Annotated in this window: 27 protein-coding genes; 14 read left to right on the plus strand and 13 right to left on the minus strand. The window is 71.0% G+C overall.

Features of this window, described 5'->3' with window-relative positions:
- Positions 1-71 precede the first annotated feature (71 nt).
- From ACFQRI_RS11270 to ACFQRI_RS11295, 6 genes are all read left to right on the plus strand, one after another.
- A complete protein-coding gene (locus ACFQRI_RS11270; RefSeq protein ID WP_380667435.1) occupies positions 72-707 on the plus strand; it encodes a TetR/AcrR family transcriptional regulator in 636 nt (211 codons plus the stop codon).
- Positions 708-994: 287 nt separating this feature from the next.
- Positions 995-1,534, plus strand: a complete 540-nt coding sequence (locus ACFQRI_RS11275; protein WP_380667437.1) for a DUF5994 family protein — start codon at positions 995-997, stop codon at positions 1,532-1,534.
- Between the two features lie 15 nt (positions 1,535-1,549).
- Positions 1,550-2,296, plus strand: coding sequence for a GAF and ANTAR domain-containing protein (locus ACFQRI_RS11280; protein ID WP_380667439.1), 747 nt, complete (start codon positions 1,550-1,552; stop codon positions 2,294-2,296).
- Positions 2,296-3,060 carry a GAF and ANTAR domain-containing protein gene (locus ACFQRI_RS11285; protein ID WP_380667441.1) on the plus strand — a complete coding sequence of 255 codons (765 nt, stop codon included), beginning with the start codon at positions 2,296-2,298 and terminating at the stop codon, positions 3,058-3,060. The genes ACFQRI_RS11280 and ACFQRI_RS11285 overlap by 1 nt, the downstream gene beginning before the upstream one ends.
- A gap of 56 nt (positions 3,061-3,116) precedes the next feature.
- Positions 3,117-3,860, plus strand: a complete 744-nt coding sequence (locus ACFQRI_RS11290; protein ID WP_380667443.1) for an ANTAR domain-containing protein — start codon at positions 3,117-3,119, stop codon at positions 3,858-3,860.
- Positions 3,861-3,979: 119 nt separating this feature from the next.
- Positions 3,980-4,930, plus strand: a complete 951-nt coding sequence (locus tag ACFQRI_RS11295; protein ID WP_380667445.1) for an acyl-CoA desaturase — start codon at positions 3,980-3,982, stop codon at positions 4,928-4,930.
- Between the two features lie 83 nt (positions 4,931-5,013).
- On the opposite strand, the gene ACFQRI_RS11300 is transcribed toward ACFQRI_RS11295, so the two are convergent.
- Together ACFQRI_RS11300 and ACFQRI_RS11305 are read right to left on the minus strand one after the other, a co-directional pair.
- Positions 5,014-5,637 carry a class F sortase gene (locus ACFQRI_RS11300; protein WP_380667447.1) on the minus strand — a complete coding sequence of 208 codons (624 nt, stop codon included), beginning with the start codon at positions 5,635-5,637 and terminating at the stop codon, positions 5,014-5,016.
- 8 nt (positions 5,638-5,645) lie between these two features.
- Positions 5,646-6,074, minus strand: coding sequence for an excalibur calcium-binding domain-containing protein (locus ACFQRI_RS11305; protein WP_380667449.1), 429 nt, complete (start codon positions 6,072-6,074; stop codon positions 5,646-5,648).
- Between the two features lie 216 nt (positions 6,075-6,290).
- On the opposite strand from ACFQRI_RS11305, the gene ACFQRI_RS11310 reads away from it, so the two are divergent.
- Positions 6,291-6,839: a P-loop NTPase family protein gene (locus tag ACFQRI_RS11310; protein WP_380667451.1), complete on the plus strand. Its 549-nt coding sequence runs from the start codon at positions 6,291-6,293 to the stop codon at positions 6,837-6,839.
- Between the two features lie 161 nt (positions 6,840-7,000).
- The gene (locus ACFQRI_RS11315) at positions 7,001-7,690 is read left to right on the plus strand and encodes a potassium channel family protein (RefSeq protein ID WP_380667453.1); all 690 of its coding nucleotides are present in this window, start codon (positions 7,001-7,003) and stop codon (positions 7,688-7,690) included.
- A gap of 40 nt (positions 7,691-7,730) precedes the next feature.
- Here the strand turns inward: ACFQRI_RS11315 and ACFQRI_RS11320 are convergent, their stop codons facing one another.
- Positions 7,731-8,141: a hypothetical protein gene (locus ACFQRI_RS11320; RefSeq protein WP_380667455.1), complete on the minus strand. Its 411-nt coding sequence runs from the start codon at positions 8,139-8,141 to the stop codon at positions 7,731-7,733.
- A 319-nt stretch (positions 8,142-8,460) separates the two neighbouring features.
- Between ACFQRI_RS11320 and ACFQRI_RS11325 the strand changes: the two genes are divergently transcribed.
- The 3 genes from ACFQRI_RS11325 to ACFQRI_RS11335 all read left to right on the plus strand — a co-directional run bounded on the left by ACFQRI_RS11325 (position 8,461) and on the right by ACFQRI_RS11335 (position 10,602).
- Positions 8,461-9,096, plus strand: coding sequence for a LysE family translocator (locus ACFQRI_RS11325; protein ID WP_380667457.1), 636 nt, complete (start codon positions 8,461-8,463; stop codon positions 9,094-9,096).
- Positions 9,097-9,186: 90 nt separating this feature from the next.
- Positions 9,187-9,816 carry a maleylpyruvate isomerase N-terminal domain-containing protein gene (locus ACFQRI_RS11330; RefSeq protein ID WP_380667459.1) on the plus strand — a complete coding sequence of 210 codons (630 nt, stop codon included), beginning with the start codon at positions 9,187-9,189 and terminating at the stop codon, positions 9,814-9,816.
- Positions 9,817-10,290: 474 nt separating this feature from the next.
- Positions 10,291-10,602 carry a helix-turn-helix domain-containing protein gene (locus tag ACFQRI_RS11335; protein ID WP_380667461.1) on the plus strand — a complete coding sequence of 104 codons (312 nt, stop codon included), beginning with the start codon at positions 10,291-10,293 and terminating at the stop codon, positions 10,600-10,602.
- An 81-nt stretch (positions 10,603-10,683) separates the two neighbouring features.
- Here ACFQRI_RS11335 and ACFQRI_RS11340 read toward each other — a convergent pair whose 3' ends face one another.
- The 3 genes from ACFQRI_RS11340 to ACFQRI_RS11350 form a co-directional block, all read right to left on the minus strand.
- On the minus strand, positions 10,684-10,902 hold the full coding sequence (locus tag ACFQRI_RS11340) for a hypothetical protein (protein WP_380667463.1): 219 nt from the start codon (positions 10,900-10,902) through the stop codon (positions 10,684-10,686).
- A gap of 103 nt (positions 10,903-11,005) precedes the next feature.
- Positions 11,006-11,452, minus strand: a complete 447-nt coding sequence (locus ACFQRI_RS11345; RefSeq protein WP_380667465.1) for an Hsp20/alpha crystallin family protein — start codon at positions 11,450-11,452, stop codon at positions 11,006-11,008.
- Between the two features lie 326 nt (positions 11,453-11,778).
- Positions 11,779-12,669, minus strand: coding sequence for a LysR family transcriptional regulator (locus ACFQRI_RS11350; protein WP_380667467.1), 891 nt, complete (start codon positions 12,667-12,669; stop codon positions 11,779-11,781).
- Between the two features lie 94 nt (positions 12,670-12,763).
- On the opposite strand from ACFQRI_RS11350, the gene ACFQRI_RS11355 reads away from it, so the two are divergent.
- Both ACFQRI_RS11355 and ACFQRI_RS11360 read left to right on the plus strand, forming a co-directional pair.
- Positions 12,764-13,771 (plus strand): FAD-dependent oxidoreductase, encoded by a 1,008-nt coding sequence (locus ACFQRI_RS11355; RefSeq protein WP_380667469.1) that lies wholly within the window; start codon positions 12,764-12,766, stop codon positions 13,769-13,771.
- Positions 13,772-13,867: 96 nt separating this feature from the next.
- Complete coding sequence (locus ACFQRI_RS11360) at positions 13,868-14,707, plus strand: SAM-dependent methyltransferase (protein WP_380667471.1); 840 nt, start codon at positions 13,868-13,870, stop codon at positions 14,705-14,707.
- Positions 14,708-15,143: 436 nt separating this feature from the next.
- Here ACFQRI_RS11360 and ACFQRI_RS11365 read toward each other — a convergent pair whose 3' ends face one another.
- Together ACFQRI_RS11365 and ACFQRI_RS11370 are read right to left on the minus strand one after the other, a co-directional pair.
- Positions 15,144-16,262 (minus strand): lipid II:glycine glycyltransferase FemX, encoded by a 1,119-nt coding sequence (locus ACFQRI_RS11365; RefSeq protein WP_380667473.1) that lies wholly within the window; start codon positions 16,260-16,262, stop codon positions 15,144-15,146.
- 70 nt (positions 16,263-16,332) lie between these two features.
- Positions 16,333-17,604: a nucleotide sugar dehydrogenase gene (locus ACFQRI_RS11370; RefSeq protein WP_380667475.1), complete on the minus strand. Its 1,272-nt coding sequence runs from the start codon at positions 17,602-17,604 to the stop codon at positions 16,333-16,335.
- Positions 17,605-17,740: 136 nt separating this feature from the next.
- On the opposite strand from ACFQRI_RS11370, the gene ACFQRI_RS11375 reads away from it, so the two are divergent.
- Complete coding sequence (locus ACFQRI_RS11375) at positions 17,741-18,826, plus strand: right-handed parallel beta-helix repeat-containing protein (RefSeq protein WP_380667477.1); 1,086 nt, start codon at positions 17,741-17,743, stop codon at positions 18,824-18,826.
- 69 nt (positions 18,827-18,895) lie between these two features.
- Here the strand turns inward: ACFQRI_RS11375 and ACFQRI_RS11380 are convergent, their stop codons facing one another.
- The 5 genes from ACFQRI_RS11380 to murJ form a co-directional block, all read right to left on the minus strand.
- On the minus strand, positions 18,896-19,888 hold the full coding sequence (locus ACFQRI_RS11380) for a GNAT family N-acetyltransferase (RefSeq protein ID WP_380667479.1): 993 nt from the start codon (positions 19,886-19,888) through the stop codon (positions 18,896-18,898).
- Between the two features lie 62 nt (positions 19,889-19,950).
- Positions 19,951-20,946 carry a glycosyltransferase gene (locus ACFQRI_RS11385; RefSeq protein WP_380667481.1) on the minus strand — a complete coding sequence of 332 codons (996 nt, stop codon included), beginning with the start codon at positions 20,944-20,946 and terminating at the stop codon, positions 19,951-19,953.
- Positions 20,943-21,587, minus strand: a complete 645-nt coding sequence (locus tag ACFQRI_RS11390) for a sugar transferase (protein WP_380667485.1) — start codon at positions 21,585-21,587, stop codon at positions 20,943-20,945. The genes ACFQRI_RS11385 and ACFQRI_RS11390 overlap by 4 nt, the downstream gene beginning before the upstream one ends.
- Positions 21,574-22,974, minus strand: a complete 1,401-nt coding sequence (locus tag ACFQRI_RS11395) for a hypothetical protein (protein ID WP_380667487.1) — start codon at positions 22,972-22,974, stop codon at positions 21,574-21,576. The genes ACFQRI_RS11390 and ACFQRI_RS11395 overlap by 14 nt, the downstream gene beginning before the upstream one ends.
- Positions 22,971-24,539: a murein biosynthesis integral membrane protein MurJ gene (murJ, locus tag ACFQRI_RS11400; protein WP_380667489.1), complete on the minus strand. Its 1,569-nt coding sequence runs from the start codon at positions 24,537-24,539 to the stop codon at positions 22,971-22,973. Before murJ ends, ACFQRI_RS11395 begins: the two co-directional genes overlap by 4 nt.
- Between the last annotated feature and the right edge of the window lie 10 nt (positions 24,540-24,549).

A 24,549-nucleotide genomic window follows, 5' to 3' on the forward strand; every position in this document is an offset into this window, starting at 1 on the left:
GATTCACTGGTAAAGTACAACATGTAATGCACTTACTACAACACTCGTTGTACCTTTTCTCGGAGGGCGCATTGAGCAGGGAGAACACCAAGCAGCGCGGTTCGGCGAAGCGGCAGGCGATCCTCGACGGGGCCCGCGAGGTCTTCGGGCGGGACGGTTACAGCCGGGCCAGCATCGACGCGATCGCCAAGGCCTCGGAGGTGTCGACCCGCACGATCTACAACCACTTCAAGGACAAGGACGAGCTGTTCGGCGCGGTGATCCTGGAAAGCGCCGAGCAGGTCCGCGAGACGCAGCTGGACGACCTGGACCGGCACCTCGGGAAGATCGTCGACCTGGAGTCGGACCTGATCGCGCTCGGCAACGCCTTCACCGCGGTCATGCCCCGGTTCAGCGCGCACTTCGCGCTCGTGCGCCAGATCCAGGCCGAGATCGGGCACATCCCGGCGGACCTCCTGCGCGCCTGGCAGGAGACCGGGCCGCAGCGCGTCCAGGAGGCGTTCGCGCGCAAGCTGGCGGAACTGGGCGACCGGGGACTGCTGGAGATCGACGACGCGAAGCGCGCCGCCCTGCACTTCATCGCCCTGGTCGGCAGCGAGATCCAGAGCCGCAGCTACTACGGCGCCCTGCCCATCGACGACGCGGAGCGCGAAGCGATCGTCGCCGCTGGCGTCCGAACCTTCCTGCGCGCGTACGGGTCTCGCTAGGCGCGCGCTGCTCCCGGCCTCCGCGGAGCCCTCGCGCTCCGGCGGCGGGAGCCGGACGTCGTGGCGCCCCGCGCTCGACCGGCCGCTGCCGGCCCCGCTCCCCCGAAGCCCCTGCGCAGGCGATTCGCGGACGACCTGATCGCGTCGGCGCCCTCGACACCCGGCCCGGCGGACGGCGTACGGTGGGGAACACCGGAGACGCTCCAGCACCCGCGGTCTTCGCGGGGCCGCCTCCGGCGGATGAGCAACCCCGGCCCGATCGACGGGCCGGAGGCGGGAGCGCCGAGATGATCTCAGGCGATCTGATGTCAACTGGCGCCGCGAAGCAGGACCCGAGCCGGCCCGAGCCGCGGTTGAGCATGAAACCGGCCGCTGCGGCGCAGCACCGCATCGACGGCGGCTGGTGGCCGCGCTCGCGGAACCCGGAATCGGAGTTCCCGGAGCTCGCAGCAGCGCTGCGGCCGCTGATCGGCGAGATCAACCGGGTCTCCTACCACCTCGGCATGTGGGAGACCGCGCCGCGCAAGCTGGTCTTCCGCGGTCGCGCGATGCACCTGGAGGGGTTCCGGTCGATGGATCCGCACACCGTCGCGGTGGTCAGCCCGACCCGAGCGAGGCTCACCCTGCTGGTCGTCCCGCCGGACGCACCGGCGGAGGTCGCCCGCGCGGCGATGGCGTCAGCCGCCCGCGATTCCTCCAGCAGCACCGAGGAGATGCTGGCGACCGCGCGACCGGTGATCCCGGCACCGCGCTCGACGGAGCCGGCCCAGGAGGAGCGCTGGGAAACCGACGGCGGCCACACGCGCGCACCCGCCCCCAGAGCCTGATCGCGGAGCCGCCAGATGGAGCGAGAACGGCGACGCGCGCTGGAAGCAGCGCTGACCGCGGGCGGATCCGGGCCGGACGTGCGGTCCGTGTGCGCCCTGTGCGTGACCCAGCTTCCGGTCTCCGGCGCGGGAGTCACCGTGCTGAGCAGGTTCGGTGGCGACGGCGACGATCTCCAGCGAGGGCTGGTGCACGCGACCGACGAGATCAGCAGGGGGTTGGAGGACGTCCAGCTCACGGTGGGCGAGGGCCCGTGCATCGACGCGTTCGCGACCGGCGGCCCGATCCTGATCAACGATCTCGCGGCCGAGACCGCTCGGTGGCCCGGTTTCGCGCCGGCCGCCGTGGAACTCGGCGCAGCCGCGCTGTTCTCGTTCCCGCTGGAGATCGGCGTGGTGCGCCTGGGCTCGCTGGACCTCTACCGCGACGCGCCCGGACCGCTGACCGGCGCGATGCTCTCCGACGCGCTGGCGCTGGCCGATCTGGCCACCCAGGCCATCGTGCAGGACCTCGACGGGCACGCCACCGAGGACCTGAGCTGGCTCGCCGATCCGCACGCGCAGGTGCACCAGGCCTCGGGAATGGTGGAGGTGCAGCTGGACACCACGGCGGAGGTGGCCCTGCTCCGCCTGCGCTCCTACGCCTACCGGCACGCGATGCCGATCACCGAGGTGGCACGGCAGGTGGTCGACCGCGAACTGCGGTTCACCGCCGAAGACGATCCCGCCGCACCCCGCGGCGAGAGGGGAGAACGAGACCGGTGATGGCGACTGAACGAGAACGACGACTCGCCGAGACCTTCGTGGCGCTGTCCGACACGCTCGTCGAGGACTTCGACGTGCTGGACTTCCTGAGCCTGCTCACCGAGCGGGCGGCGGAGCTGCTGGACGTCACCGCCGCGGGAGTGATCGTCTCCGACCAGCGCGGCGGGTGGCACCCGACGGCCGCTTCGAGCGAGGACGCGCGCTTGCTGGAGCTGTTCGCGATCCAGGCCCGGGAAGGGCCGTGCCAGGACTGCATCCGCAGCTCGGACGCGATCACCAGCGCCGACCTCGAGGCCGAGCGCGCCCGGTGGCCCTCGTTCACCGAGTCGGCGGTGGCGGCGGGCTTCCGCGCCGCCGCGGCGGTGCCCATGCGCTTGCGCCGCGAGACCATCGGGGCGCTGACGCTGCTCAACCGCAACCCGGTGGGCATCGGCGAGGCCGACGCGGCACTCGGCCAGGCCTTCGCCGACGTGGCGACGGTCGGGATCCTGCACCAGCGCGCGTCCGCGCGGAAGGAGACCTTGTCCGAGCAGCTGCAGGCGACCCTGCACCACCGCGTGGTGATCGAGCAGGCCAAGGGCGTGCTCGCGGAGAGCGGCGACCTGTCCATGCAGCAGGCCTTCGAACTGCTGCGCGACTACGCGCGCGAGAACGGCCAGGGGCTCACCGAGCTGGCCCGCAGCGTCGCCGACCGGACCATCAGGCCCAGCGCCCTGCTCGCCAGCCACCGCGTGCAGCAGACCTCGTCGGCGGAACAGCCCTGACCCGCGAACCGCGCGGCGCCTGCGCCGGTTCCGCCCGGTTTCCTACAATTCGGGACGTGAGCGGAGTTCCTCCCGAGCGGCTGAGCCGCGCGTTCGTCGAACTGGCGGACACGCTGACCGGCGAGTTCGACAGCGCCGACCTGATGCACCGGCTCACCGAGCACTGCGTGGAGCTGCTGGACGTGGACGCCGCCGGACTCCTGCTCGCCGACCCGGCCGAGGCCCACCCGGTGCTGCGCCTGGTGGCCTCCTCCACCGAGCGAGCTCGGGTGCTGGACCTGCTCCAGCTGCAGGACGAGGAAGGCCCGTCGCTGGAGTGCTACCGCACCGGCGAGATCGTCAGCACGTCGGGATCCGACGAGATCCACCGGCGCTGGCCGCACTTCGCCGAGGCAGCGGGCGACCTGGGCTTCGCCGAGGTGCACGCCGTCCCCATGCGGTTGCGGGAGCGGACCTTCGGCTCGCTGAACCTGTTCCGCGCCGAACCAGGGCTGACGACCGCCGAGGCCCACCTGGCCCGCGCGCTGGCCGACGTGACCACCATCGGCCTGGTGCAGGAGCGCACCCTGCGCCAGCGCGAGGCGCTCAACGAGCAGCTCCGCGGCGCGCTGGACAGCAGGGTGGCGATCGAGCAGGCCAAGGGCGTGCTCGCCGAGCGCCTCGATCTCGACGTCGAGGAGGCGTTCGCCGCGCTGCGCCGCTACGCCCGCAGCCGGAGCCTCCGGCTCAACGACGTCGCCCGTTCGGTGGTGTCCGGATCGCTCCGCCTCGACGATCTCCGGGCGGGCGCATCCCACTGATCACCCGGCCAGGGGAAACGGGACCTGTGGCCCCACCCGGACGGGTAGACTGGGGCCCAGATCGCCCCAGCCCCTGGCGATGCCCGAAGCAAGCCGTCCATCCCAGGGAACTTGGTGCCATGAGCTCACCTGCCACCACCCGAACTCCTCGCCCGCACACCCCCGCTCCCATCACCGCGGACCGGGTTCCGATCGGGCAAATCGCGTTGATCGCGCTGTTCACCATCGTTCCGCTGCTGGCCCTGCTGGCCGCGGTGCCCTTCGCGTGGGGGTGGGGTCTCGGCTGGTGGGACGTGGGGATCGCCCTGTTCTTCTACTACGCCAGCGGTCTCGGCGTGACGATCGGGTTCCACCGCCACTTCACCCACCGGTCCTTCCGGGCCAAGCCGCCGCTGCGCATCGGCCTGGCGATCGCGGGCAGCCTCGCGATCCAGGGGCCGATCATCCAGTGGGTCGCCGACCACCGCCGCCACCACGCCTACGCCGACAAGGAAGGCGATCCGCACTCCCCCTGGCTGTACGGCACCGGACCGATCGCCGTGGCGAAGGGGTTCTGGCACGCGCACATGGGCTGGCTGTTCGGCCGGAACCGGACCAACGCCGACCGGTTCGCGCCCGACCTGCTCAAGGACCGCGGACTGACCTGGGTGAACCGGATGTTCCCGGTGTGGACGCTGGCGACGCTGGCCATGCCCGCGCTGCTGGGCGGCCTGCTCACCTGGTCGTGGTGGGGCGCGCTCACCGGCTTCTTCTGGGGCGGCCTGGTGCGGGTAGGGGTGCTGCACCACGTGACGTGGGCGGTCAACTCGATCTGCCACATGATCGGCGAACGCCCCTACGCCTCCCGCGACCGAGCGGCCAACTTCTGGCCGCTGGCGATCGCGTCCTTCGGCGAGTCCTGGCACAACTCCCACCACGCCGACCCGACCTGCGCGCGGCACGGCGTCGGACGCGGCCAGCTCGACACCTCGGCGCGCGTGATCTGGCTGTTCGAGAAGCTGGGCTGGGCGGACCAGGTCCGCTGGCCCACACCGCAGCGCCTCGCCAAGCGCACCCTGCAGGAGGCCTGACCTCGGGCTCCCCGCGGACCGGCCGGAGGCCGGACGAGGAGTGGATTCCCGCGCCGCAGCGCGAAATCCACCGGCCTCCGGCCTCACCCCGTGCGCTTCGCGAACGCGATGACGTTGGCGAGGTAGCGCCCGCCCTCGTCGTCGAACTCCCCACCGCAGGTGATCAGCCGCAGCTCGGCTCCCGGAGTCGGCCCGTAGACGGCTCGGGTGGGGAACGCGTCCTTCGGATGGCGTTCGATCTCGTACGTCGTGAACACCGCGGTGCTGCCGTCGGCGCGGTCGACCAGCACTTCGACGCCGGCTCGGAGTTCCGGGACTCGGTAGAAGACAGCTGGCCCGCGATGCGAATCGACGTGGCCGGCGATGACCGATGGCCCGCTCTCCCCCGGCTCCGGCCCGGCGCGCCACCACCCCGCGACGTCGTTCGCGGTGGGCGCCTGCAGAACGCCGCCTCGACCGACCGCGAGGGGGCGGATCGGAGCGTCAACGCCGATCGCCGGCACGCGGATTCGAACGGGCCGCGCCGCGGACCGATCTCGGAGCACCGGATCGACCGCGACGTTCGGCTGCGCCGTCGAGCCGCGCGGCGCTTCGCCGACGACCTGCGCACCGCCGCACCCGGCCAGCAGGAGGGCGGCGAGGAGCCAGGAACCGGCCGCAGCCGCCCAGATCGGACGACTGCGGCCCGGCGATCCGCTCGTGCCCACGGGAAGCCTCAGCCCGACTCGCCCCGACGCCGCACTGCCAGCGCACCACCGGCCGCCAACAAGGCGGCGCCGGTCAACCCGAGGGGGAGCACGACTTCGGCACCGCTGCCCGCCGTGCCGCCGTGCCCGGTCTCAACCCCGCCGGACGGGGGCAGACCGGAGTCCCCGCCGCCCCCGCCTCCGGCCGGAGGCCGCGTGCCCGCTTCGCCCTCGGCGGGGTCGGTCATCCCGCCACCGTTGAGGGCTTCGCAGGCCAGGTTGTCGTTGTCGGCGTCCAGCCGCTCCGGATCGCCGATCCGACTCTCGAACGCGGCCTGGGCCTCCTGACGACTCGAGAAGTCTGCGCAGTCGCGGTCCTGCGCGACAGCGGTTCCGGAGAACGCGAAAACCGTTGCACTGGCCAGAACCGTGACGACCATGGATGCGCGAACCAGCATGAGAACCTCCAGGTGGACTTGCGCTTCGCACGCATCGGCAACGTATTCTCGCCGTGATGCAGATCACAAACTGCGAACCACTCGGACGAGGCGTCCCAGGACTGGCGCTTCACCCGATTCACACCTCTCGATCTGGGAACTCGCGCGGTCGAGCGCGAACGACCGGCAGCACGGGGAAATTCGGAGAGATCTGTTCCGCTCGGAGCGCGGTCCGACGTGCCGCGGGTCGTGGTCGTCGGCAGCAGCCGAGCGGGCAAGAGCACCTTCTCGCGCTCCCCGGGCGAAAGGCTGGGCGTCCCGGTGATCTCCCTGGACGAGCACTACTGGCGACCCGGCTGGCAGCGCCCGCCGCAGCAGCGGTGGCGACGGGAGCAGGCCGAGCTTCTCGACGAACACCCGAGCTGGATCGCCGACGGGAACTGCTGGTCCACGTTGGACGTTCGGCTGGAACGGGCCGATGCGGTCGTCTTCCTGGACGTGCCCCGCCTGAGGTGCCTGCCCCAGGCGTTGTGGCGCGGGCTGCGGCACCGCGGCCGGGCGCTCCAGGCCCCCGGCTGCCCGGAGCGCTGGTCCTGGTCGTTCTTCGGCCACATCTGGTCCTACCCCGCCCAGCACCGCCCTCGCCTGCTCGCCGCGATCGCCGACCATGCCTCGCACGCGCGCGTCGTCGTGCTCCGCCACCGGTACGAGATGCGGGAATTCCTCGACGCCGCGCGCGGACCGATCGGCTCGGACGTGGTGCGCTGGCCGGGACGGGCGTGGTAAGGCTGGCGACCACGGCCCGGCAGCACCGGCGAGCCGCCCCGGGACGACCGGTCCATCCTGGTCGTGCCGGTGCTCGTCGGACGCATCGGCCCATCGCGCTCGCCTCGGCGTCAGCCCCGCGCGAACGCGGCCAACACCACGACCTCCCGAGGAGCGATCCGTTGTCGGCTAGGACCCATCGTCAAGCGCGCCCGTCCGGAACGCCCTCGCAGGTCGTCGTGATCGGCCTGGGCCGGTTCGGCAGCTCGCTGGCGCTCGAACTCGTGGAACGGGGCTCGGAAGTGCTGGCGCTGGACACCCGGCCGCAGGTCGTCCAGCACTTCGCCGACTCCGTCACCCACGCCGCGGTGGCCGACACCACCGACCCGGCAGCGCTGCGCCAGCTCAACGTGCCCGACTTCCGCCGCGCCGTGGTGGCCATCGGCAACGATCTGGAAGCCAGCATCCTGACCACCTCGCTGCTGGCCGACTTCGAGATCCCGCACATCTGGTGCAAGGCCGTCAGCCGCCAGCACGGCCGCATCCTCGAACGCGTCGGCGCCACCCGCGTCGTGCTCCCCGAGCACGACATGGGCGAACGGGTCGCGCACCTGGTCACCGGGCGCATGCTCGACTACATCGAGTTCGAGGACGACTACGCCATGGTCAAGACCCGCGCCCCGGCCATGGCCGTGGGCCACCCGCTCGGCGAGAGCAAGATCCGCAGCAAGTACGGGGTCACCGTGGTCGCCATCAAGCGCCCCAACCAGGGCTTCGCCTACGCAACCCAGGACACCGTCGTGGAGCACGGCGACGTCCTCATCGCTTCCGGCCTCAGCCACGACGTCGAGCGCTTCGCCGACCTCACCTGATCGCCGCGCACCTCCGCCCCGGCCGAGACCGGCGAGCCGCTCAGGAGGACGGCCCGCCGCCGGACTTCGACCTGGCCGCCGCGGACGGGTCGATCCCGGCCGCGGCCTGCTGCGGGGTGACCCGGCGCTTGCGGGCGAGCTCGCCGAAGGCCCAGGCTCCACCACCGCCGATCAGCAGAACTCCCGTGCCGAGCAGGATCCAGCCGGTCCGCGAGTTGCTGCTGGCCTGCTCCTCGGCGGACCGCCGGTGCGTGACGTTGTTGCGCGTCGAGGTGCACACCTCATCGGGTCGCATCTCCTGCGACCCGCACGTGGGCCGGTCCTCGCCGAGCAGCACGAGCGAGATGACGAGCACGACGGCACCGACGACCAGCACGCCGAGGGCTTGGAACCGCGCCTTGAGCAGGCGGGCGTTGATCACCTTCGCGGCGCGCTCCGGTGTCACGTTCACGGGGCCTCCCAAGGTCCGCGATCTCTCCCGCGACCGGAGGCTACTGGATCCCGACCCGAAATCGCGGCGGTTCACCGCAAATTCGCGCACGGCGCACCGAGCACGTCGCGACGGGCTGCTCCGCCACGGTCACCGGCCGGTCCGACCGGTGCACCCGGCGCGGACCGGGCTCGACCGGATCGGCACACTCGATGCGGCTCCGCGCGCACCTGCCGCTCGGGACCGCTCGACCGACGGAACACCTGCGGGTACCGCGCAGGCGCTCGCCCGCACCGGGTCGGCACCGCGAACGCACCGCTGCACTTGAGGAGGAGTCGAGGTGCCAGGGCAATTACCGGCCTTCATCGGAGCGTGCTTGGCCGTGATCGTCGTGCCGGGGCCCGATCTGGCGCTGCTGCTGCGCAACGCCGCCGTGGCGGGGCGGAGCGGGGCCGCCGCGACCGCCACCGGAATCATGCTCGGCAACACGATCCTCGCCGGGGCGGCCGTCGCTGGACTGACCGCGCTGCTGCAGTCCTCCGGCCCGCTCTACAACGCCATCCGCCTCCTCGGCGCGGCGTACCTGATCTACCTCGGCGTCCGGGCGCTGATCAGCCTCGGCCGCCGGAACGACCGAAGCGGTGAGCAGCCCCAGGAGGCACCGGCGGGCCCGCGACTGCCCGGGAAGCGCGCGTTCCGCCAGGGGCTCCTCAGCAACCTGCTCAACCCCAAGGTCGCCGCCTTCTACCTCGCCCTGTTCCCGCAGTTCTCCCTTCCCGGCATGCCGACCCCGGCACAGCACGCCCTGCTCGCCGCGCTCTTCTGCCTCCTCTCGCTGACCTGGTACGTCCTGCTGATCTCGGCCCTGGGCCGCGTCCAGACCTGGTTGCAGCGGCGGAAGGTGCAGCGGAGCATCACCGGCCTCTCCGGCGCGGCGCTGATCGGCCTGGGAACCAGCCTGGCCGCCCACGGCTGACGGCCCCGCGGTGATCGAGGACACCTGGTTCCAGCGGGACGTGCCCCGCACACTCGAACCGCCGATGATCACGTTGCAGGGAGGTCCGCGATGACCACCGTCCAGGAGAACTACGCCCAGGCGGCGCGAGCGGCCGTGGCGCTGCTGCGCGAACCCGCGGTCGCCGCGGCGTGGGACCAGCCCAGCGCGCTCCCGGAGTTCAGCGTGCGCGGACTGGCCGGGCACCTGGGGTCGCAGGTGCTGCACGTCTCGCGGCTCCTGGCCGGCGAACCGCCCGAGGCCGCGCCCCTGTCCTTCGCGGAGTTCTTCACCGCAGCTGCGTTCGAGACCGGCATCGACTCCGAGATCAATATCCGCATCCGCGAGGGCGGCGAGAGCGCAGCGGCGGACGGCTCCGAGGCGCTGGCCGACGCCGTCGAGTCGGCGCTCGGCGAGCAGCGCACCACCGTGCTCGCCGAATCGGCGGAACGAGTCGTCGCGTTCGCCGCGGGTCCGATGCGCCTGGGGGACTTCCTTCTCACGCGGATGATGGAGATCGCCGTGCACTCCGACGACCTCGCCACGAGCGTCGGAATCGCGACGCCGCGCCTGCCTGCGGAGGTGATCGAGCCGGTCGTCGACCTGCTGACCCGGCAGGCGCTGCGGCGGCACGGGCAGGCGGCGGTGCTGCGTGCGCTGAGCCGCGCCGAACGCGCACCCACCACGATCACCGCGATCTGAGCCGCGCCGCGGACGAGTCCCACCCGGAAGTGCGCGGGAGCGCGCAACGCTCGTTGTCCTGCTGGTCCGGCCGCGCACGGCCCGGACCAGGACCGACCGCCGCGAACTCGAACTTTCGTCGGTGCGCGCCGCGCGGATTTCTGCACTCGCCGAAGTAGACATGGTTCCGCGGTACTGCTATGGTTTCTCGTCGAGACGACGAAGTGCACTGAGGCGCCATCAACGACGAATCGGCGCGCGAACGGTGTGGCAGAAGGGCCCGGGCGGGGCCGGATTCCCCGCCCGGGCGACGAGAGCAAGTCCGTGACCTGCACGCGAACGAGAAGGGGGTCGTCGAGTCGGTGTTTTCCAGCCGCCCCATGTCCCGCGTTCGCGGATGGAGGAGCGGCTTCAGCAGTGAGTAAGTACCTCCTCACCGGCCCCCGGTGCACCGTTGGTGCGCCGGGGGCCTTGTCGAGGAGCGAGGGAGAGCAAGTGAGCCAAGGCCGACCGGACGCCGGCGAGAAGTTCGACGACGAGGACTACCCCGCCTACACGATGGGCCGGGCCGCGGACATGCTGGAAGTGACCCAGCCGTTCCTGCGGTCCCTGGAAGAAGCGGGCCTGATCATCCCGCAGCGCTCGGAGGGCGGGCACCGCCGCTACTCGCGCCGCCAGCTGCGGCAAGCGCTCCGCGCGCGCGAGCTGGTCGACCAAGGCACGCCGGTGGCGGCGGCTTGTCGGATCATCACCCTCGAGGACCAGCTCGCCGAGCGCACCGACCAGCGCGGGTCGGCGCAGAACTAGATCGACTCGCCCACCCCGCGCGCCTGCTCGCAACCGCAGCGATTCCGCCGCACGGCTCCGACCGCACAACGAGACGCCGGACTACTCCGGCGTCTCGTCAGCACCGGCGGTCGCCGCCCGGAGCTCGTCGTCGAGTGCGACCACCTTGGACTGCTCGGCGACGTCGGCGGGGTCGGCCTCCCCCGGCGGCGGGACGTGCTGCGCGGTGGTGGCGATCTCGATCGGGTCGGTGAGCTGGTGCTGCTCGACGGCGTCGGCGGCCGGAACCGACGTGATCTCGTCGTGTACCGGGTGGATCATCGCGGTCTCCTCCCCTCGGGGCGTCGTGGCCGTTGGTCAGCCCCGCTCGACGACGTTCGCGCCCGGGCGCGAACGCACCGGGCGCGCGGAACGGGCCGGCGGCTCAGCCCGCGGAGCTCTCGATGACCTTGCGGCCACCCCCGTGCCCGACCTTGATCTGGCGGGGCTTGGCCTGCTCGGCCACCGGCAGCGTCACGGTGAGCACGCCGTCGGTGTAGTCAGCGCTGATGTTGTCCACGTCGAGCCCGTCGCCCAGCGAGAGCTGCCGGGAGAACGTCCCCCGCGGGCGTTCGGAGGCCAGGAAGCTGACCTCGCCCTCGGCCTCGTCGCCGGACCGGCCGCGGCGCTCGCCGCGCACGGTCAGCGTGTTGTTCTCGGCCCGGACGTCCAGCGTCTCCGGATCGATGCCGGGCAGGTCGAATTCGACCACGTAGTGGTCACCGGTGCGGTAGGCGTCCATCGGCATCGCCTGCGGCACCCTGCTCGAGCCGAACACCTCGGTGGCCAGTCGATTGAGATCGCGGAACAGCGGATCGAAGGCCACGGTCATCGCGAACACCCCTTTCCAGCGTGCGAACGAGACAGCAGGCGGCGACGCGGTGGCGGGGCGACCCGGGACGTCGGCCGCCACCGGCCGCGAGGAGAGAGAAGAAGCGGGAGGGCTGCACCCACCTCCTTCCGTCGAACCGCGTCCTCGCAACCAGCCCTACAGCACCTATTCTACATCGGCCGAACTAGGTTTTCAACACCTGCGATCTTGAGGAAGATGGCCTGGCAGATGGATGGAGATTCCGCGGCCGCGCCACCGCGCCCGTTCCGGCGGACGAGCTCGGCCATGCCCGATCCCGCGCACGACGTCCCTCGCGGCAGGCGGAGCTAGCCGATCGCCCGGCGACCCGGCAGTCCGCACAGCTCCAGGAACTGGCCGAGCACCGGGCCGGGATCGGCGTGGTAGGCCAGGGCCAGCTCGACCGCGGGCCGGGGCGCGGAGAGGTGCTTGAGCCGGACCCCGCGCGTGCGGAGTGTGCGCGCGCGGGGCGCGGGAACGGGTGCGATGCCGGCGTCGTCGGCGACGGCGCGCACGAGCTGCTCGTCGTCGGGCTCCTCGCGCACGACTCGCGGCGACGAGCCGGGCCACAGCTGGTCGACGATCCGGTCGTACATCCCCGGGGCGTTCTCGCGCGGCCAGAGCACGACGGGTTCGTCCTCGATCTGCTCGCGGCGCACGGTGCGGGCGGAGGCCAGCGGGTGCTTCGCCGGCACGACCAGCAGGAGCTCCTCCGTCGCCAGCGCGCCGCAACGCAGGTCGGGGAGGTCCAGCGGTGGGCGCACGAACGCCGCGTCCAGGGACCCGGCCCGCAGGTCGGCGATGTTGCGGGCGGTCCATCCGGTGGTGAGCGCGAGTTCGATGGCGGGATGACGCACGCGGAACCGGTCGACGAGGTCGGCCGCGACCCCGCCCGGTGCCGAGCGCGTGTAGGCGATGCGCAGCTGCCCCGCGCGGCCGGTGGCGGCCTCGCGGATGTTCCGCTCGGCGCGGTCGAGCCGGTCGAGCACGTGCCGGGCTTCGGCGACCGCGACCTCGCCGACCTGCGTCAGCGCGATCCCGGTCGACCGGCGGTCGACGAGCTGCGCGCCGAGCTCGCGCTCGAGCAGCCGGATCTGCTGGCTGAGCGCGGGTTGGGCGATGTGCAGGGCGGCGGCCGCGCGGGTGAAGCTGCCGTGCTCGGCCAGGCGAACCAGGTAGCGCAACCTGCGAACCTCCATGCCACACACCATAAGCGCACCTTATGGTCCCATACGAATCCGATCTTCGACGGCGCCGGGGTCGGGGCCGTGAACTGGAGGCCTACCTGGCGTCGTGGAAGGGCGAGATCTGGTGAGAGCGGTCGACGTGGTGGTGGTCGGTGGCGGCATCGTGGGGATGACCTGCGCGGTCGCGCTGGGGCGGCGCGGTGCGCGGGTTCGCGTCGTCACCGCGGACGTTCCGGCGCGCACGACGTCGTGGCTGGCGGCCGCGGTCTGGTACCCGGTCGGCATCGGCGGCGATCACCGGGTGCTGACCTTCGCCCGCGAGACCTTCGAGGTGTTCGCCGAGCAGGCCGCGCGCGGAACGCCCGGCGTGAGCATGATCGACACTCGCATGCTGCACCGGCGCCCGTCGCCGGCCGACCCGTGGTGGTCGGCGGCGGTGCCGGGGTTCGCCGCCGACACCGCGGAGGAGCCGTTCACCGGCGCCTGGCGCTTCTCGGTGCCGATGGTCGAGATGCCGGTCTACCTGCCCTGGCTCCGCGAGCAGGCCGCGAACCTGGGCGTCCACGTGCGCGCGAAGACCGTCGCGTCCCTGGCCGAGATCGCCGACGACGCGGACGCGGTGGTCAACGCCACCGGCCTGGCCGCGCGCACGCTGTGCGGCGACCGAACCGTGCGCCCGGTGCGCGGCCAGGTCATCCGCGCCTCCAACCCCGGCCTGACGGCCTCGGTCCGCGACGAGGACAACCCCGGCGGGCACACCTACGTCCACCCGCGCCGCCACGACGTGATCGTCGGGGGCACCTTCGAACCCGGGATCGCCGACACCGCGCCCTCCCCCGACACCGCGCGAGCGATCTGGACGCGCGCGTGCGAACTCGTCCCCGAACTGCGGCAGGCCGACGTTCTCGACCACCACGTCGGCCTGCGGCCCGTGCGCGAACGGGGCCCGCGCGTCGAACTCGACCGACGACTGGTCCCCGGGCGGACGATCGTGCACAACTACGGCCACGGAGGAGCCGGCATCACCCTGGCCTGGGGCAGCGCACGCGAAACGGCCGCACTCATCGAGCGAACGTCAGAACCGGAGCCCGAGAGCTCCCGAGCCCTCGGCTGAATCCCGTTGCCCCGACAGGTCGTCCGCCAACGGCGTTCAGGTCTGCGGCCACTCAGGGTCGGTGACCGGTAACCCTGGGTCGGTTACGGTGGCGGCATGGACGACGATGCTCGGGGCTCCCCGCTAGCAGCGGAGGTTTCGCACGCGGACCTCGCCAGGCCGAACATCGCCCGCATGTACGACTACCACCTCGGCGGGTCGGCCAATTTCGAGATCGACCGCAGGACGGCCGACCAAGCGCTGGAGCTCGTGCCGACCGAGCGGGACTACTGCTACACCAACCGCGCCTTCCTCGGCCGCGCGGTCCGGTACCTGGTGACCGAAGTCGGCATCGAGCAGTTCCTCGACCTGGGATCTGGAGTTCCCACCGTCGGCAACGTGCACGAGATCGCCCGCGCGCACTGCCCGAACGCGAAGGTGGCCTACGTCGACTGGGAAGCGATCGCCTGCCACCACGCGCGTCACCTCATCGGCGAGGACCCGCAGGTGACGGTGACCGAGCTCGACGTCTGCGACGCCGAGGAGGTGCTGCGGTCCCCGGGGGTCGCTGGGCTGCTGGACTTCTCCGAACCGGTCGCGATCCTGGCCTTCGGCGTGCTCGAGCTCGTCCCCAGCCCCGACGGGGCCGCGCTCGTCAGGCGCTACCGCGACGCGTGCGCTCCGGGCAGCGCCCTGGCGGTGTCCAACAACGCGCAGATGTCCCGCACCGACGCCGAGGTAGCCGCGCTGCGCTCCCTGCTGGCCGGCACGTCGACCCCGCACATGCACCTGCGCACCGCCGACGGGGTCGCCGCGCTGTTCCCCGGGTACGCCCTGGTCGAACCGGGCGTGGTGCCCGCCGCCAAGTGGCACCCCGACCAACCGGTCAGCGACGAGGAGGCAGCGCGAGGCAACGTGCTCGGCGGCGTCGGCGTCCTCCGCGCCGAGCACCCCTAGCACCGCCGACGAGCGACCACGTCGACGATCGAGGCCGACGCAAGCGTCGACCGCTCGCTGCCGCGCAGGGGCCGGATCCCGGTGCCGTCGACTGAGCTGCGCCCTTCAACGGCACCCCTCGAGATCCGTCCGGCTCGACGATCTACACGGTTGCAGGCACGAGAATCGTCAGAGCTGCCCGGTTCGACCACGAGTCCTCGCTCAATCCGAGCGCCAGATGTGTCGCAGACCGTGTCACGCGCATTCCGGCCGCGCGAAACGCGGACCCAAAACACCAGGTCAAATGCGGTGGACTTCAACGATGCGACCGGACGGATGTCACACCCATCCACACGACCGCAGAGATCCCGCGCTTGCGCGGGAGCGCTCCTTCTGGCCCCGCCCCTCCCCCACGCGCTCTAGATCCCGTCCACCGGGGGTGGAGGGCGGTATCCAGTTAACCCGAGCGGCGCAGACGAGTCATCCCGACGCCGCCCCGACGCAGCAGGCCCTGCGCTGCCCGGATCAGACGCGTGCCGGTGCCGGTCCGCGTCGCCAGGTCGTAGGCACCGCGCAACGCCGCCGGCCTGATCGACTCGACCGCGGGAGAACAACGGTAGGGACTGCCGCCGAAGTCGAGCTTGTATCGATCGTAGCTGCTCAGCGACGATCGATCGCCGACGTCGTCCAGCAACGTCCGCAACGCCGACTCCGGCAGACCACCAAGGTCGAACCATCGACACCCCTGGTCCCTGGCCCACCTCATGGCTTCCCAGTGCAGGATCCCGGGCAGCCCGTGTGGGCTCGGCACCGAGCGGTCGAACCCGGTCAGGCGCGACCTCATCGTCGCCCCGCACAGGGTGTAGAGGTGGGCGACCACGGGGGTTCCGCGATAGCGCGCGATCCACAGCACGGCGTGCCTGCCGAGCCCCCGCAGCAGGGTTGTCACGTACTCCTCGGAATACGGCTGGAACCCGTGTTGGGCGCCGGTCCGGGCGAGCAACTCGGCCATCACCGGGACATCCCGCTCGTCACCGCGGTCGACCCGAACCCCCTTGTTCTCCCAGGACCTCCTCCTGACCTCCCGACGCAGCCGCTGGTTCCCGAGCTCGGACCGCAGGGCATCGTCGGAGCGGTCGAGATCGACGCGCAACGACCCGGGCGGAGCCACGCACGCGTCGGACGCGCGGAACCCGCGCGCGATCAGCTCACCGCTGAGGTCGTCGACGCCTTCCGGTGGTTGCACGAACAGCATCCGCAACCGATGCCGAGCGAGGTCGTCGAGGGCCCCAGCGAGCGCATCGCGCACACACGCGCGCTCAGGCACGCCGGTCGCGATCACGGGCCCGTAGGGCACGTAGCCGAGCGCCCCCAACGGAAGCACCTGCCGGACCAGGACCTGCGCCCCGCCGATGACTTCACCCCGGCGCTCGACCAGGACGTAGTGGGGCGCGTAGCCCGCCGCGGCGCGAACGCGCCCCCAAGCGCTCAGCTGGCCGACGTCGCAACCCGGTGTGGACTCGACGAGTTCGTCCCACGCCCGAAGCCGGGACTCCCCCGGTCGAGCCGAGTCCATGACGGTGATCGAATTCCCCGCGGACACATCCTCACCCCCATCGCGGCGCGGAGCCGGTCGCCGGCATCCGTCACAGCCTTTCCGCGTTACCGGAGCGCAGCCGGTTGCGCGTGTCCAAAACGCAGTCGCTTCGTTGAGCGACCAGGTCCCAGTTAACGACGTCGTGATCGGTCAGCACGATCACCAGGTCAGCACCGTCGAGATGTTCCCGCTCGCAGCCCACCATCTCCACGTACGTGGGTACCGCGGCCGAGTCGACGAGCGGGTCGATCGCACACAGCCGGGCACCGAGTTTGTCCAGGAGCCGAGCTACGGCGATCGCCGGAGAGTTGCGCGCGTCCCCGGAGTTCGACTTGTAGGCCAAGCCGACGAGCAGTATCCGGCTGCCGTTGACCGCCTTGCGGCGGGCGTTGAGGCATTCGACCGCACGGGCGACGACGTAGTCGGGCATGTGGTCGTTGACGTCGTTGGCGAGGTCAACGAACCGGAACGCCCGCCCGAGCGACCGCTTCACCTGCCACGACAGATACGACGGATCGATGGGCAGGCAGTGTCCGCCGACACCGGGACCGGGCTCGAAACGCATGAACCCGAACGGCTTCGTCGCGGCGGCGTCGATCACCGACCACACGTCGACCCCCATCCCGTGCGTGTAGACCGCGAGCTCGTTGACCAGCGCGATGTTCACGTGCCGGAACGTGTTCTCCAGCAGTTTGGCGAGCTCGGCCTCCCGCGTCCCGGGTACCGCGAACGTTTGGGCGACGAGCGAGTCGTAGAACTCCCGCACGACTCGGAGCGACTCGGCATCGACGCCCGAGATGATCTTCGGCGTGTTGTGGAACTGCCAGGTCCGGTTGCTCGGGTCGATGCGTTCCGGGCTGTAGCCGACGTGGAAATCCCTGCCCGCACGGAGTCCGGAACCGGCTTCGAGGATCGGGACTAACAGGTCTGCGGTCGTTCCCGGGTAGGTGGTGGACTCCAGCACGACGCAGCACCCGGCAGCGACGTGGTGCGAGATCATCCGTCCGGCCTTCTCGATGCTGCCGACGTCCGGGGTCCCGTCCCGCAGCGGTGTTGGCACGCATATCACGGCGATGTCGAACCCGGCCAGCTCCTTCTGGTCGCAGGTGGCGACGTACCGGCCGGACGAGAGCGCGAGCGCGATCTGGGCGTCGCTAACGTCGTCAACGAACGTGCTGGCTCGCCTGAGCAGCCCCACCCTGTCCTTGTCGAGATCGAACCCGACGACCTCGAAACCGACCTCCACCGCCCTCATGGCGACCGGCAGTCCCACGTAACCCTGGCCCACCACCACGAGCCGTCCGAACGGTTCGTCTGGCATCTCACCCACCTCCTCTGCGACGCGACTCGGCGCCCTGCTCCGAGCACGGCGGGCGGCACCGTCGTCGCTGCATGAATCGGGGCCGGGCTCTAACCTCGGAGAACAACCGCTCGGGTTTCGGAGGGGGAGGGAAACCATGAGCGTCAGGATGATGATCGCGGTCGTGGCGACAACGGCGCTGTTCGCAGGCGCGTGCACCGGTAGCGGGAGCGAACCGGAGGGACCGTCCCGACCGGAGCGAGCTCCGGCCGCGGCTGCCGAGCCTCCGCGAGCCCATCCCCCTATCGCCTGCACGCACACCGCGACCGATCCCGAGCAGGCCCGCGCTCAGCTCGCTCGGGCCGCACCCGGTCAGACGCTGTGCTTCGCGGGCGACGGACTCCACGGCGCCGAGTTGGAGGCGACGGCCTCGGGAACTCCACGGCAACCGATCGTGCTGGTCGGCCGGGACACCACCGTGGGCTCGGTATCGGTGGACGCCGACCACGTGGTCGTGGACGGCTTCACCACCGTCGACGGCGACGGCCTGACGCTCGACGGGACGGGCATCACCGTCCGGGGAAACGAAGTCCTGCGCGCGCGCGACGACGGCATCGGCTGCCTGTGCACCGACACCCACATCAGGGACAACGTCGTGCGCGAGGCGGACGGCACCGGGATCAGGATCGAGGGCGAGCGGATCTCCGTGCTGAGCAACGACGTGAGCCGTTCGGTCATGCGCGAGTCCGGCGACGCCGACGGGATCCGGTTCTTCGGCACCGGACACCGGATCAGCGCCAACAAGGTTCACGACATCTCCGACGACGGTTACCCCGACCCGCCGCACACCGACTGCTTCCAGACCTACGACAACAGCAGCCCGCCCACGCGCGACGTGGAGATCTCCGGGAACACCTGCCGCAACGTCGACCACCAGTGCCTGATCGCCACGGCGCAGGAGGCTGGGCAGGCCGGCGCTGTCGGCCGCTCCCGCTCGCTGCGGTTCGTCGACAACACCTGTGCCGTCGAGGGGTCGCAGGCCGTTCTCGTCCGATGGTTCCCGGAGGTCGCGGTGCGGGACAACGAGATCTCGGGCCCGGACTTGGCCCGCGGGGTGTACCTCGCGAACGGGTCGACTTCCGCGGCGGTCGTCGACAACCGCTTCCGCGGTGACTACCCGATGGTCGAGGTGGACGAGAGTTCTCGTCCAGGCCTGCGCGTCGAGGGGAACGAACGTTTCTGAGGCGGACAGCCTCCCGGGCGGCAACGCCCGGGAGGGACCGCGTCGATGATCGCACGACATACGCCGCTCCTAGCAGAAGTAGTGGTACAGCAGGCTTCCAGCTCGCGCCGTGACCTCCTCCGGGACGGAGTCCTCGGTGAGCAGCAGCGTGATCGCGTTCAGCGTCGACCCGACCTCGATCTCCGCGGGCGAGGCCTCCCCCCGGGAGCGCAGCGTGACGACCCGCGATTCGTGCGTGGAGTACTTGCGTTTGAACCGCTGCAGGCCGGGCTGGTCGAGTCCGCTGATTCCCCAGTCGACCATCCGCAGCCCCTGCTGCGCCGCCCAACGGATACCCGCCCAGTACAGCGCGTCGTTCGGCCTGTCGTCGAGGGATTCCGGCATCGACGCCATGAACTTGCCGTACAGCACACCGTTCCACCGCAGGAAGACAACACCCGCCACGGGCTCCGTGCCGCCGGGGAGGTACGCCAGCATCGTCGTCACGGCCTGCTCCGGGACGAACGCCTCCCAGATCCGTTCGAAGAACTCGACCGGCTGTGCCAACATCCGGAACTTGACCTTGCGCAGCGCCACCTGCAGCCGATGGAACCGTCGCACCCCGCGAAGGCCCGTATCGATCTCAACCCGAACGCCCCGTCGCGCGGACCTGCTGACGCTGCGCCGGGCAGCGGCCCCGATGCGCTCGTACAGTTCCGGCACGGGCACGTCGAGACGGCAACCGTGTCGGACCGCCTCGTCGACCACCTCGAGGCGGGTGTCCTCGAAGGGAACCGAGTCCTTCGAGCACCGCACGGTGAAGCGCTCCCCCGGAGCGAGCAGATCGTCGGCCAGCGCGTTCCAGGCCGCCGCGTCCGCCGTGATCGGGTCCGCCCAGTCGGAGAACGGGAGGCTGCAAACCCTGCGTCCTCGGGCGTCCGACACCGGGATCCACGCCAGCCCGGCGACCGGGTCGCCACCAGCGTCGAGCGCGATCCTGGCCATCGGGGTGAATCCGTAGGTCGCGCACAGCGCTCGGATCCACGGCGGGGAGACGAACGGCCCTCCCGACGCGCTCAGCACCAACTCCCTCCATCGGTCGTCCCGGCGCGGGTCGACCCGCACAACCTCGACGGCAGCGAGCGTCATCGTCGTCCACTCCCCTCGCGTCGCGGGAGCAGGCTGAACGGGCTCGGTTCGTCAACGCGCCGAACCGACCAGGACATGCTTTCGATCAGCTCCGCGACGTCGACCGGCCCAACCCGTCGGTACGACGCCAGACCGCGCCACTGCAGCTCCTCGGCCAGCTGGCCCTGGTGGTCGTCGCTGGCTTCGCCGTGTTCGTGCAGCCGAGCAACCAGGACGGGCTTCAGTCCCGCCTCGAACGCCGCCATCGCCGACCCCGTACCGGCATGACTGATCACGATGTCCGACACCGAGAGGGCGTGGTCCAGATCAGGCGCCGACAGGTACTGGACCCCTTCAATCGGCAACCCGTCGACCGGCGTGGAACCCGTTTGCCACAGCACCTCCACGGGGCGCCCCGTGGAGGTGCTCAGCGCGCCTCGCGGCGCGAGCAGCCGCACGAGCTGGTCGAGCATGCGTCCGAACGGGAACGCCGATGTCCCCACGGTGACCAGGACCCGGGTCGGACCAGGGCGATCGCGGTGCGCCGGTGCCGGTGCGTAGCAGTCGAACTGACTGCCCCCGTAGTGCCAGTAACGCGATGCCCACCCGGGGTACTGGGTGTAGCAGCGCACACCGGGCACCCACCGCATGATCCGCCCGGTGAGCGAGGGACCCGTGACTCTGGCCGCGCTCTCGACGTAGTGGCACTCGACACCGCGCGCCGCCAGGTACGGGAGGAACCCCAGCGCGATGCCCGAACCCGTCGAGATGGCCCGCGTCACCTCCCGGTCCCGCCACATCCGGTGGGCGATCGGCAGACACCGCAGCACACCCGACACGCTGCGTCCCGGGACGGCGTGGGTGAAATCCGCGTCGCGGTCCGCCAGCAACGACCGGCCCTGCTCGGAGTCCGGGGTCACCCACAGCGCGGTGCCGTCGGGGGGAACGCGCCGTGCCAGCCGGTCCAGCTGGGCGAGGTGTCCTCCCGTCGTCGCCACGAACAGCGTGGTCATCGCGAACCACCTCCGCGCAGCATCGAAGGAACCGTTCGGGCGAGGATCACGAGATCGCTCCAGAAGCCGCGCTGCCGAACGTAGGCGAGATCCAACTGCAACATCTCGAGAGTCCCCACCTTGCTCCTGCCGCTGACCTGCCACAGCCCGGTCATGCCGGGCCGGACGGTGAACCGCTCTGCGTAGGTCGCGGGGAACATCCCCACTTCCCACTCCAGACAAGGCCTCGGACCGACCAGCGCCATTTCTCCGCGGACCACGTTGATCAGCTGGGGGAGCTCGTCCAGGCTGGCCCTGCGCAGCCACGAGCCGAGGCGGGTGATCCTCGGATCGGCGTCGAGCTTGCAGCTGCCGTCGACCGAGGTGTCTTCACCCCGCAGCTCGCGAGCGATCAGCTCCCGGTGCGCGGCGTCGCTGCCGCCGGTGCGCATGGTGCGGAACTTGTAGAGGGTGAACGGTTCTCCCGCGAGGCCGACGCGGCGCTGCCGCAGCAGGGCAGGACCGGGACTCGTCAGCCGCACTAGCGCGCCGATGGCGAGCATCGGTATCGCGAGCACTCCCAGCGCCACGATTGCCAGGACGACGTCGGTCCACCGAGGTGGATCGGGTCGTCGCGGCGCGGGCAGGTCACGATCGATCATGGGCCCACCTCCCCGAAACGACTGCGAGGAGCACGAAAAGCAGGTCACCAGCCCCGCGCAGCACCAGGTGAATGTCGATGATCGAGAGCACGAGGATCACCCACCACGTGATCTCCAGAGCCGCCGCGTAGGCGCCGGTGGTGTCCGGGCGCGTCCTCAACCGCGATGTCGCGGTCAGAACCGACACCGAAAGCCATCCGAATGCCACGAGCAGCGGCAGACCGCCCACCCACAGGAACTGCAGGTAACCGCTCTCGAGGTAGATGAGCTCGCGCCAGGTTTCCGGAGCGGCGAGCACCGAATCCGGGGAGACGCCGAGCAGGAAGCCGAATTCGTCGAGCCGGGGCACGTAGAAGTGGGTGATGTTGTCCCAGCGCCCCAACCAGCTGCGCGGGACGGTGAAGCCCTCCGCGAAGTCCGACATCCTGCCGAGGAACGCGGGCGCGCCGATCAGCACGGCGACAACCACCACCGGCAGGAATCTCACGGCGCGCCGCCGCAGCTGCGGGATCCTCCGCAGGATCACCACCACCGCGACCGCAGCCGCAATCCACGTGGAGAACTGCCCGGCGGCCAGCACTCCCGCTCCGAGGACGAACCCGGCCACGAGTGCTTCCCGCCTGCCGAACAGACCGCGCAGCGAGCAGCAGATCACCAGGCTCAAGCACATGATGACGTAGTCACCGGTGGCGATGGACGAACCGAGCGTCGTCGTGCCCCGCGACGAGAGCCCACCGCTGTCCGTGGACCACCACCAGGCGAGCAGGTCCAGCACGGGACCGACGTTGAGCGTCTGCAGGATCGCCACCACTGCGACGACAGCACCCGGCCAGACGATCAGGCGTGCGCATCGGAGCAGCTGCGCGTCGGTACGCACGGTCATGCGCACCAGGACGAGCAACGCGGCGAGCTTGCACATCGGCAGGACGGCCACCAGGTCCGAGCTCAGCGGTGTCTGCCCGCGAAGCATCATGGAGGCGATCGGCCACACCGTGGACAGCAGCACGAGGCAGGCCAGCGGCATGTCCATCGGACGCAGCCGCAGCCGCACGGCGTCACCGCGCAGGTATCTCAGGACTCCGCCGAAGCAGGCGCCGGCCAGCAGCACGGCCAGCAGAGCTTCGTTCGGACGCGCCATCGGCACCAGCGCCCCGCGTTCGATCCCGGCCAGGAACGGCAGCGTGACGAGGTAGACGTAGGGGGCGAACACCGGGCGGTAGGCGCACGCGGCGAACAGCCCGACGATCCCGAGCACCGCGAACACGAGCGTGCCGCCCACGACCGACAACGCCCCGGACACGACCGCCGTGACCGCGGCCAGCGCGACCAGCCGACGGTCGCCGCCGACGCCCGCTCGAGGTGCTCTGTCGCGGACCGACGAGATCATGTCGCACCTCCCGGCAGGTGGCGCAACCCGGCACGCACAGCTCCGGCGAAGGCGGCCAACGACAGCAGCCCGCACGCAGCGAGCACGCCGAACTCGGCCACCCTGCCGAGCTCGTTGGGGTTCAGCAGCCACCAACCGGCCAGGACGACGGGCAGCATCGCTGCCGCGGCGATCACGGCGACCGCGATGTGCGCGGGATCCGCGCACCTCTCGGGCCGGATGGCGTGCCACAGCCGAACGAGCGTGATCACCGCTCCAGCGAGCTCTCCGAGCAGCAACGCGACGCACAGGATGACCAGGCGCGTCGTGCCCGGCGTGACCAACAGCGCCAACGCGGCAGTCGTCACGGTCACGATCAACAGCGCCAGGCTCGCGTTCCTCGGCCCGGCGACATCGATGCGTGCGAACAATCCCTGGCGCCCGATCTGGTGCATCCCGGCCGCAAGCTGCGCCACCGCAACGACGGTGATGCACGCTGCGAACCGGGCGATCACGTCCGGCGACCGCATCTCGCCGCTGGCGAGCACGTGGGCCACTGGCTCACCGAGCACCACGAGCAGCACCGCCGCGGGCAAGCTGGTCACGGTGGCATACGTCAGTGCCTGACGCCACGACGCGGCGAAAGCGGCGCGGTCGCCGCGTTCGTAGCTGCCCGACATGTCGGGCAGCACGGCTATCGACACGGCACGAGCCCCCAACGCGATCGGGAACTGGAAGATGGCGTACGCGAGCTGGACGACGACCACACCCCCGGGAACGGTCGCCGCGATGACGAGCAGCGCGTACATCCCGATCACGGGTGCGGCGGGTACCGCGAGGGAACCGCGGAGTCGCCGCGCGACCCGCATCACGCCGGGGTCGCGCCACCACCTGCGAAACGGCCGGACCGCCAGGCCGCACCGCGCGGCACCGTACAGCTGCAGTCCCGCGTGCACGGCGACGGCGGCTGTGCTGCCCACTCCCAGAGTCAGGATGAAACCGTGCGGGACGCCACCGACCTCCTGACCAGTGCCCCACGTGACACCGGCGACAACGACGATCGCGATCAGGATCACGTTCTCCACGGCCGGCGCGGCCGCCGCGAGGGCAAACCGCTCTCGGGCTTGCTGGGCGGCAGCGGCTAGGGCGGCCACCGTGTAGAGCACGACCTGCGGGCTGACCAGAAGGATCAGCAGCACCGCCACCCGCTGCGCCTGCTCGCCAACGGCGGGGTGGTCGATGCCGAAGGTCAGCGACCACGCCAGCAGGGGTGAGGCGAGGATCAGGAGCGCGGTGACCGCTCCGGCCGCCGTGAGCAGACACGCTCCCACACCACCGAGCAGTTCCGCGGCATGCTTGCGCCCCCCGCGCGACAACGCGCTCACGAGGGCGGGCACGACCACGAGCCCGAGCGCCTGTCCCGCCACGGCCGAGAAGACGATGTTGGGCACGACGTTGGTGGCGATGAACGTGTTCGCGAAGAAGGTCGGCCCGAGCACGGCCCCTATGACGACCACGCGGCCCAGCCCGGTCGCCCGACTGACCAGCGTCCAGCCCGCGACCACCGCCGAACGACGTGCGGCCACGGTGACGAAT

The sequence above is a fragment of the Saccharopolyspora griseoalba genome, from assembly GCF_042665275.1.
Classification (GTDB): domain Bacteria; phylum Actinomycetota; class Actinomycetes; order Mycobacteriales; family Pseudonocardiaceae; genus Saccharopolyspora; species Saccharopolyspora griseoalba.

Coding starts and splice junctions, on each gene's coding strand:
- ACFQRI_RS11275 (WP_380667437.1), top strand. CDS start 995: ATGATCTCAGGCGATCTGATGTCAACTGGCGCCGCGAAGCAGGACCCG.
- ACFQRI_RS11280 (WP_380667439.1), top strand. CDS start 1,550: ATGGAGCGAGAACGGCGACGCGCGCTGGAAGCAGCGCTGACCGCGGGC.
- ACFQRI_RS11285 (WP_380667441.1), top strand. CDS start 2,296: ATGGCGACTGAACGAGAACGACGACTCGCCGAGACCTTCGTGGCGCTG.
- ACFQRI_RS11295 (WP_380667445.1), top strand. CDS start 3,980: ATGAGCTCACCTGCCACCACCCGAACTCCTCGCCCGCACACCCCCGCT.
- ACFQRI_RS11305 (WP_380667449.1), bottom strand. CDS start 6,074: ATGCTGGTTCGCGCATCCATGGTCGTCACGGTTCTGGCCAGTGCAACG.
- ACFQRI_RS11330 (WP_380667459.1), top strand. CDS start 9,187: ATGACCACCGTCCAGGAGAACTACGCCCAGGCGGCGCGAGCGGCCGTG.
- ACFQRI_RS11340 (WP_380667463.1), bottom strand. CDS start 10,902: ATGATCCACCCGGTACACGACGAGATCACGTCGGTTCCGGCCGCCGAC.
- ACFQRI_RS11345 (WP_380667465.1), bottom strand. CDS start 11,452: ATGACCGTGGCCTTCGATCCGCTGTTCCGCGATCTCAATCGACTGGCC.
- ACFQRI_RS11350 (WP_380667467.1), bottom strand. CDS start 12,669: ATGGAGGTTCGCAGGTTGCGCTACCTGGTTCGCCTGGCCGAGCACGGC.
- ACFQRI_RS11360 (WP_380667471.1), top strand. CDS start 13,868: ATGGACGACGATGCTCGGGGCTCCCCGCTAGCAGCGGAGGTTTCGCAC.
- ACFQRI_RS11365 (WP_380667473.1), bottom strand. CDS start 16,262: ATGGACTCGGCTCGACCGGGGGAGTCCCGGCTTCGGGCGTGGGACGAA.
- ACFQRI_RS11370 (WP_380667475.1), bottom strand. CDS start 17,604: ATGCCAGACGAACCGTTCGGACGGCTCGTGGTGGTGGGCCAGGGTTAC.
- ACFQRI_RS11375 (WP_380667477.1), top strand. CDS start 17,741: ATGAGCGTCAGGATGATGATCGCGGTCGTGGCGACAACGGCGCTGTTC.
- ACFQRI_RS11385 (WP_380667481.1), bottom strand. CDS start 20,946: ATGACCACGCTGTTCGTGGCGACGACGGGAGGACACCTCGCCCAGCTG.
- ACFQRI_RS11390 (WP_380667485.1), bottom strand. CDS start 21,587: ATGATCGATCGTGACCTGCCCGCGCCGCGACGACCCGATCCACCTCGG.
- ACFQRI_RS11395 (WP_380667487.1), bottom strand. CDS start 22,974: ATGATCTCGTCGGTCCGCGACAGAGCACCTCGAGCGGGCGTCGGCGGC.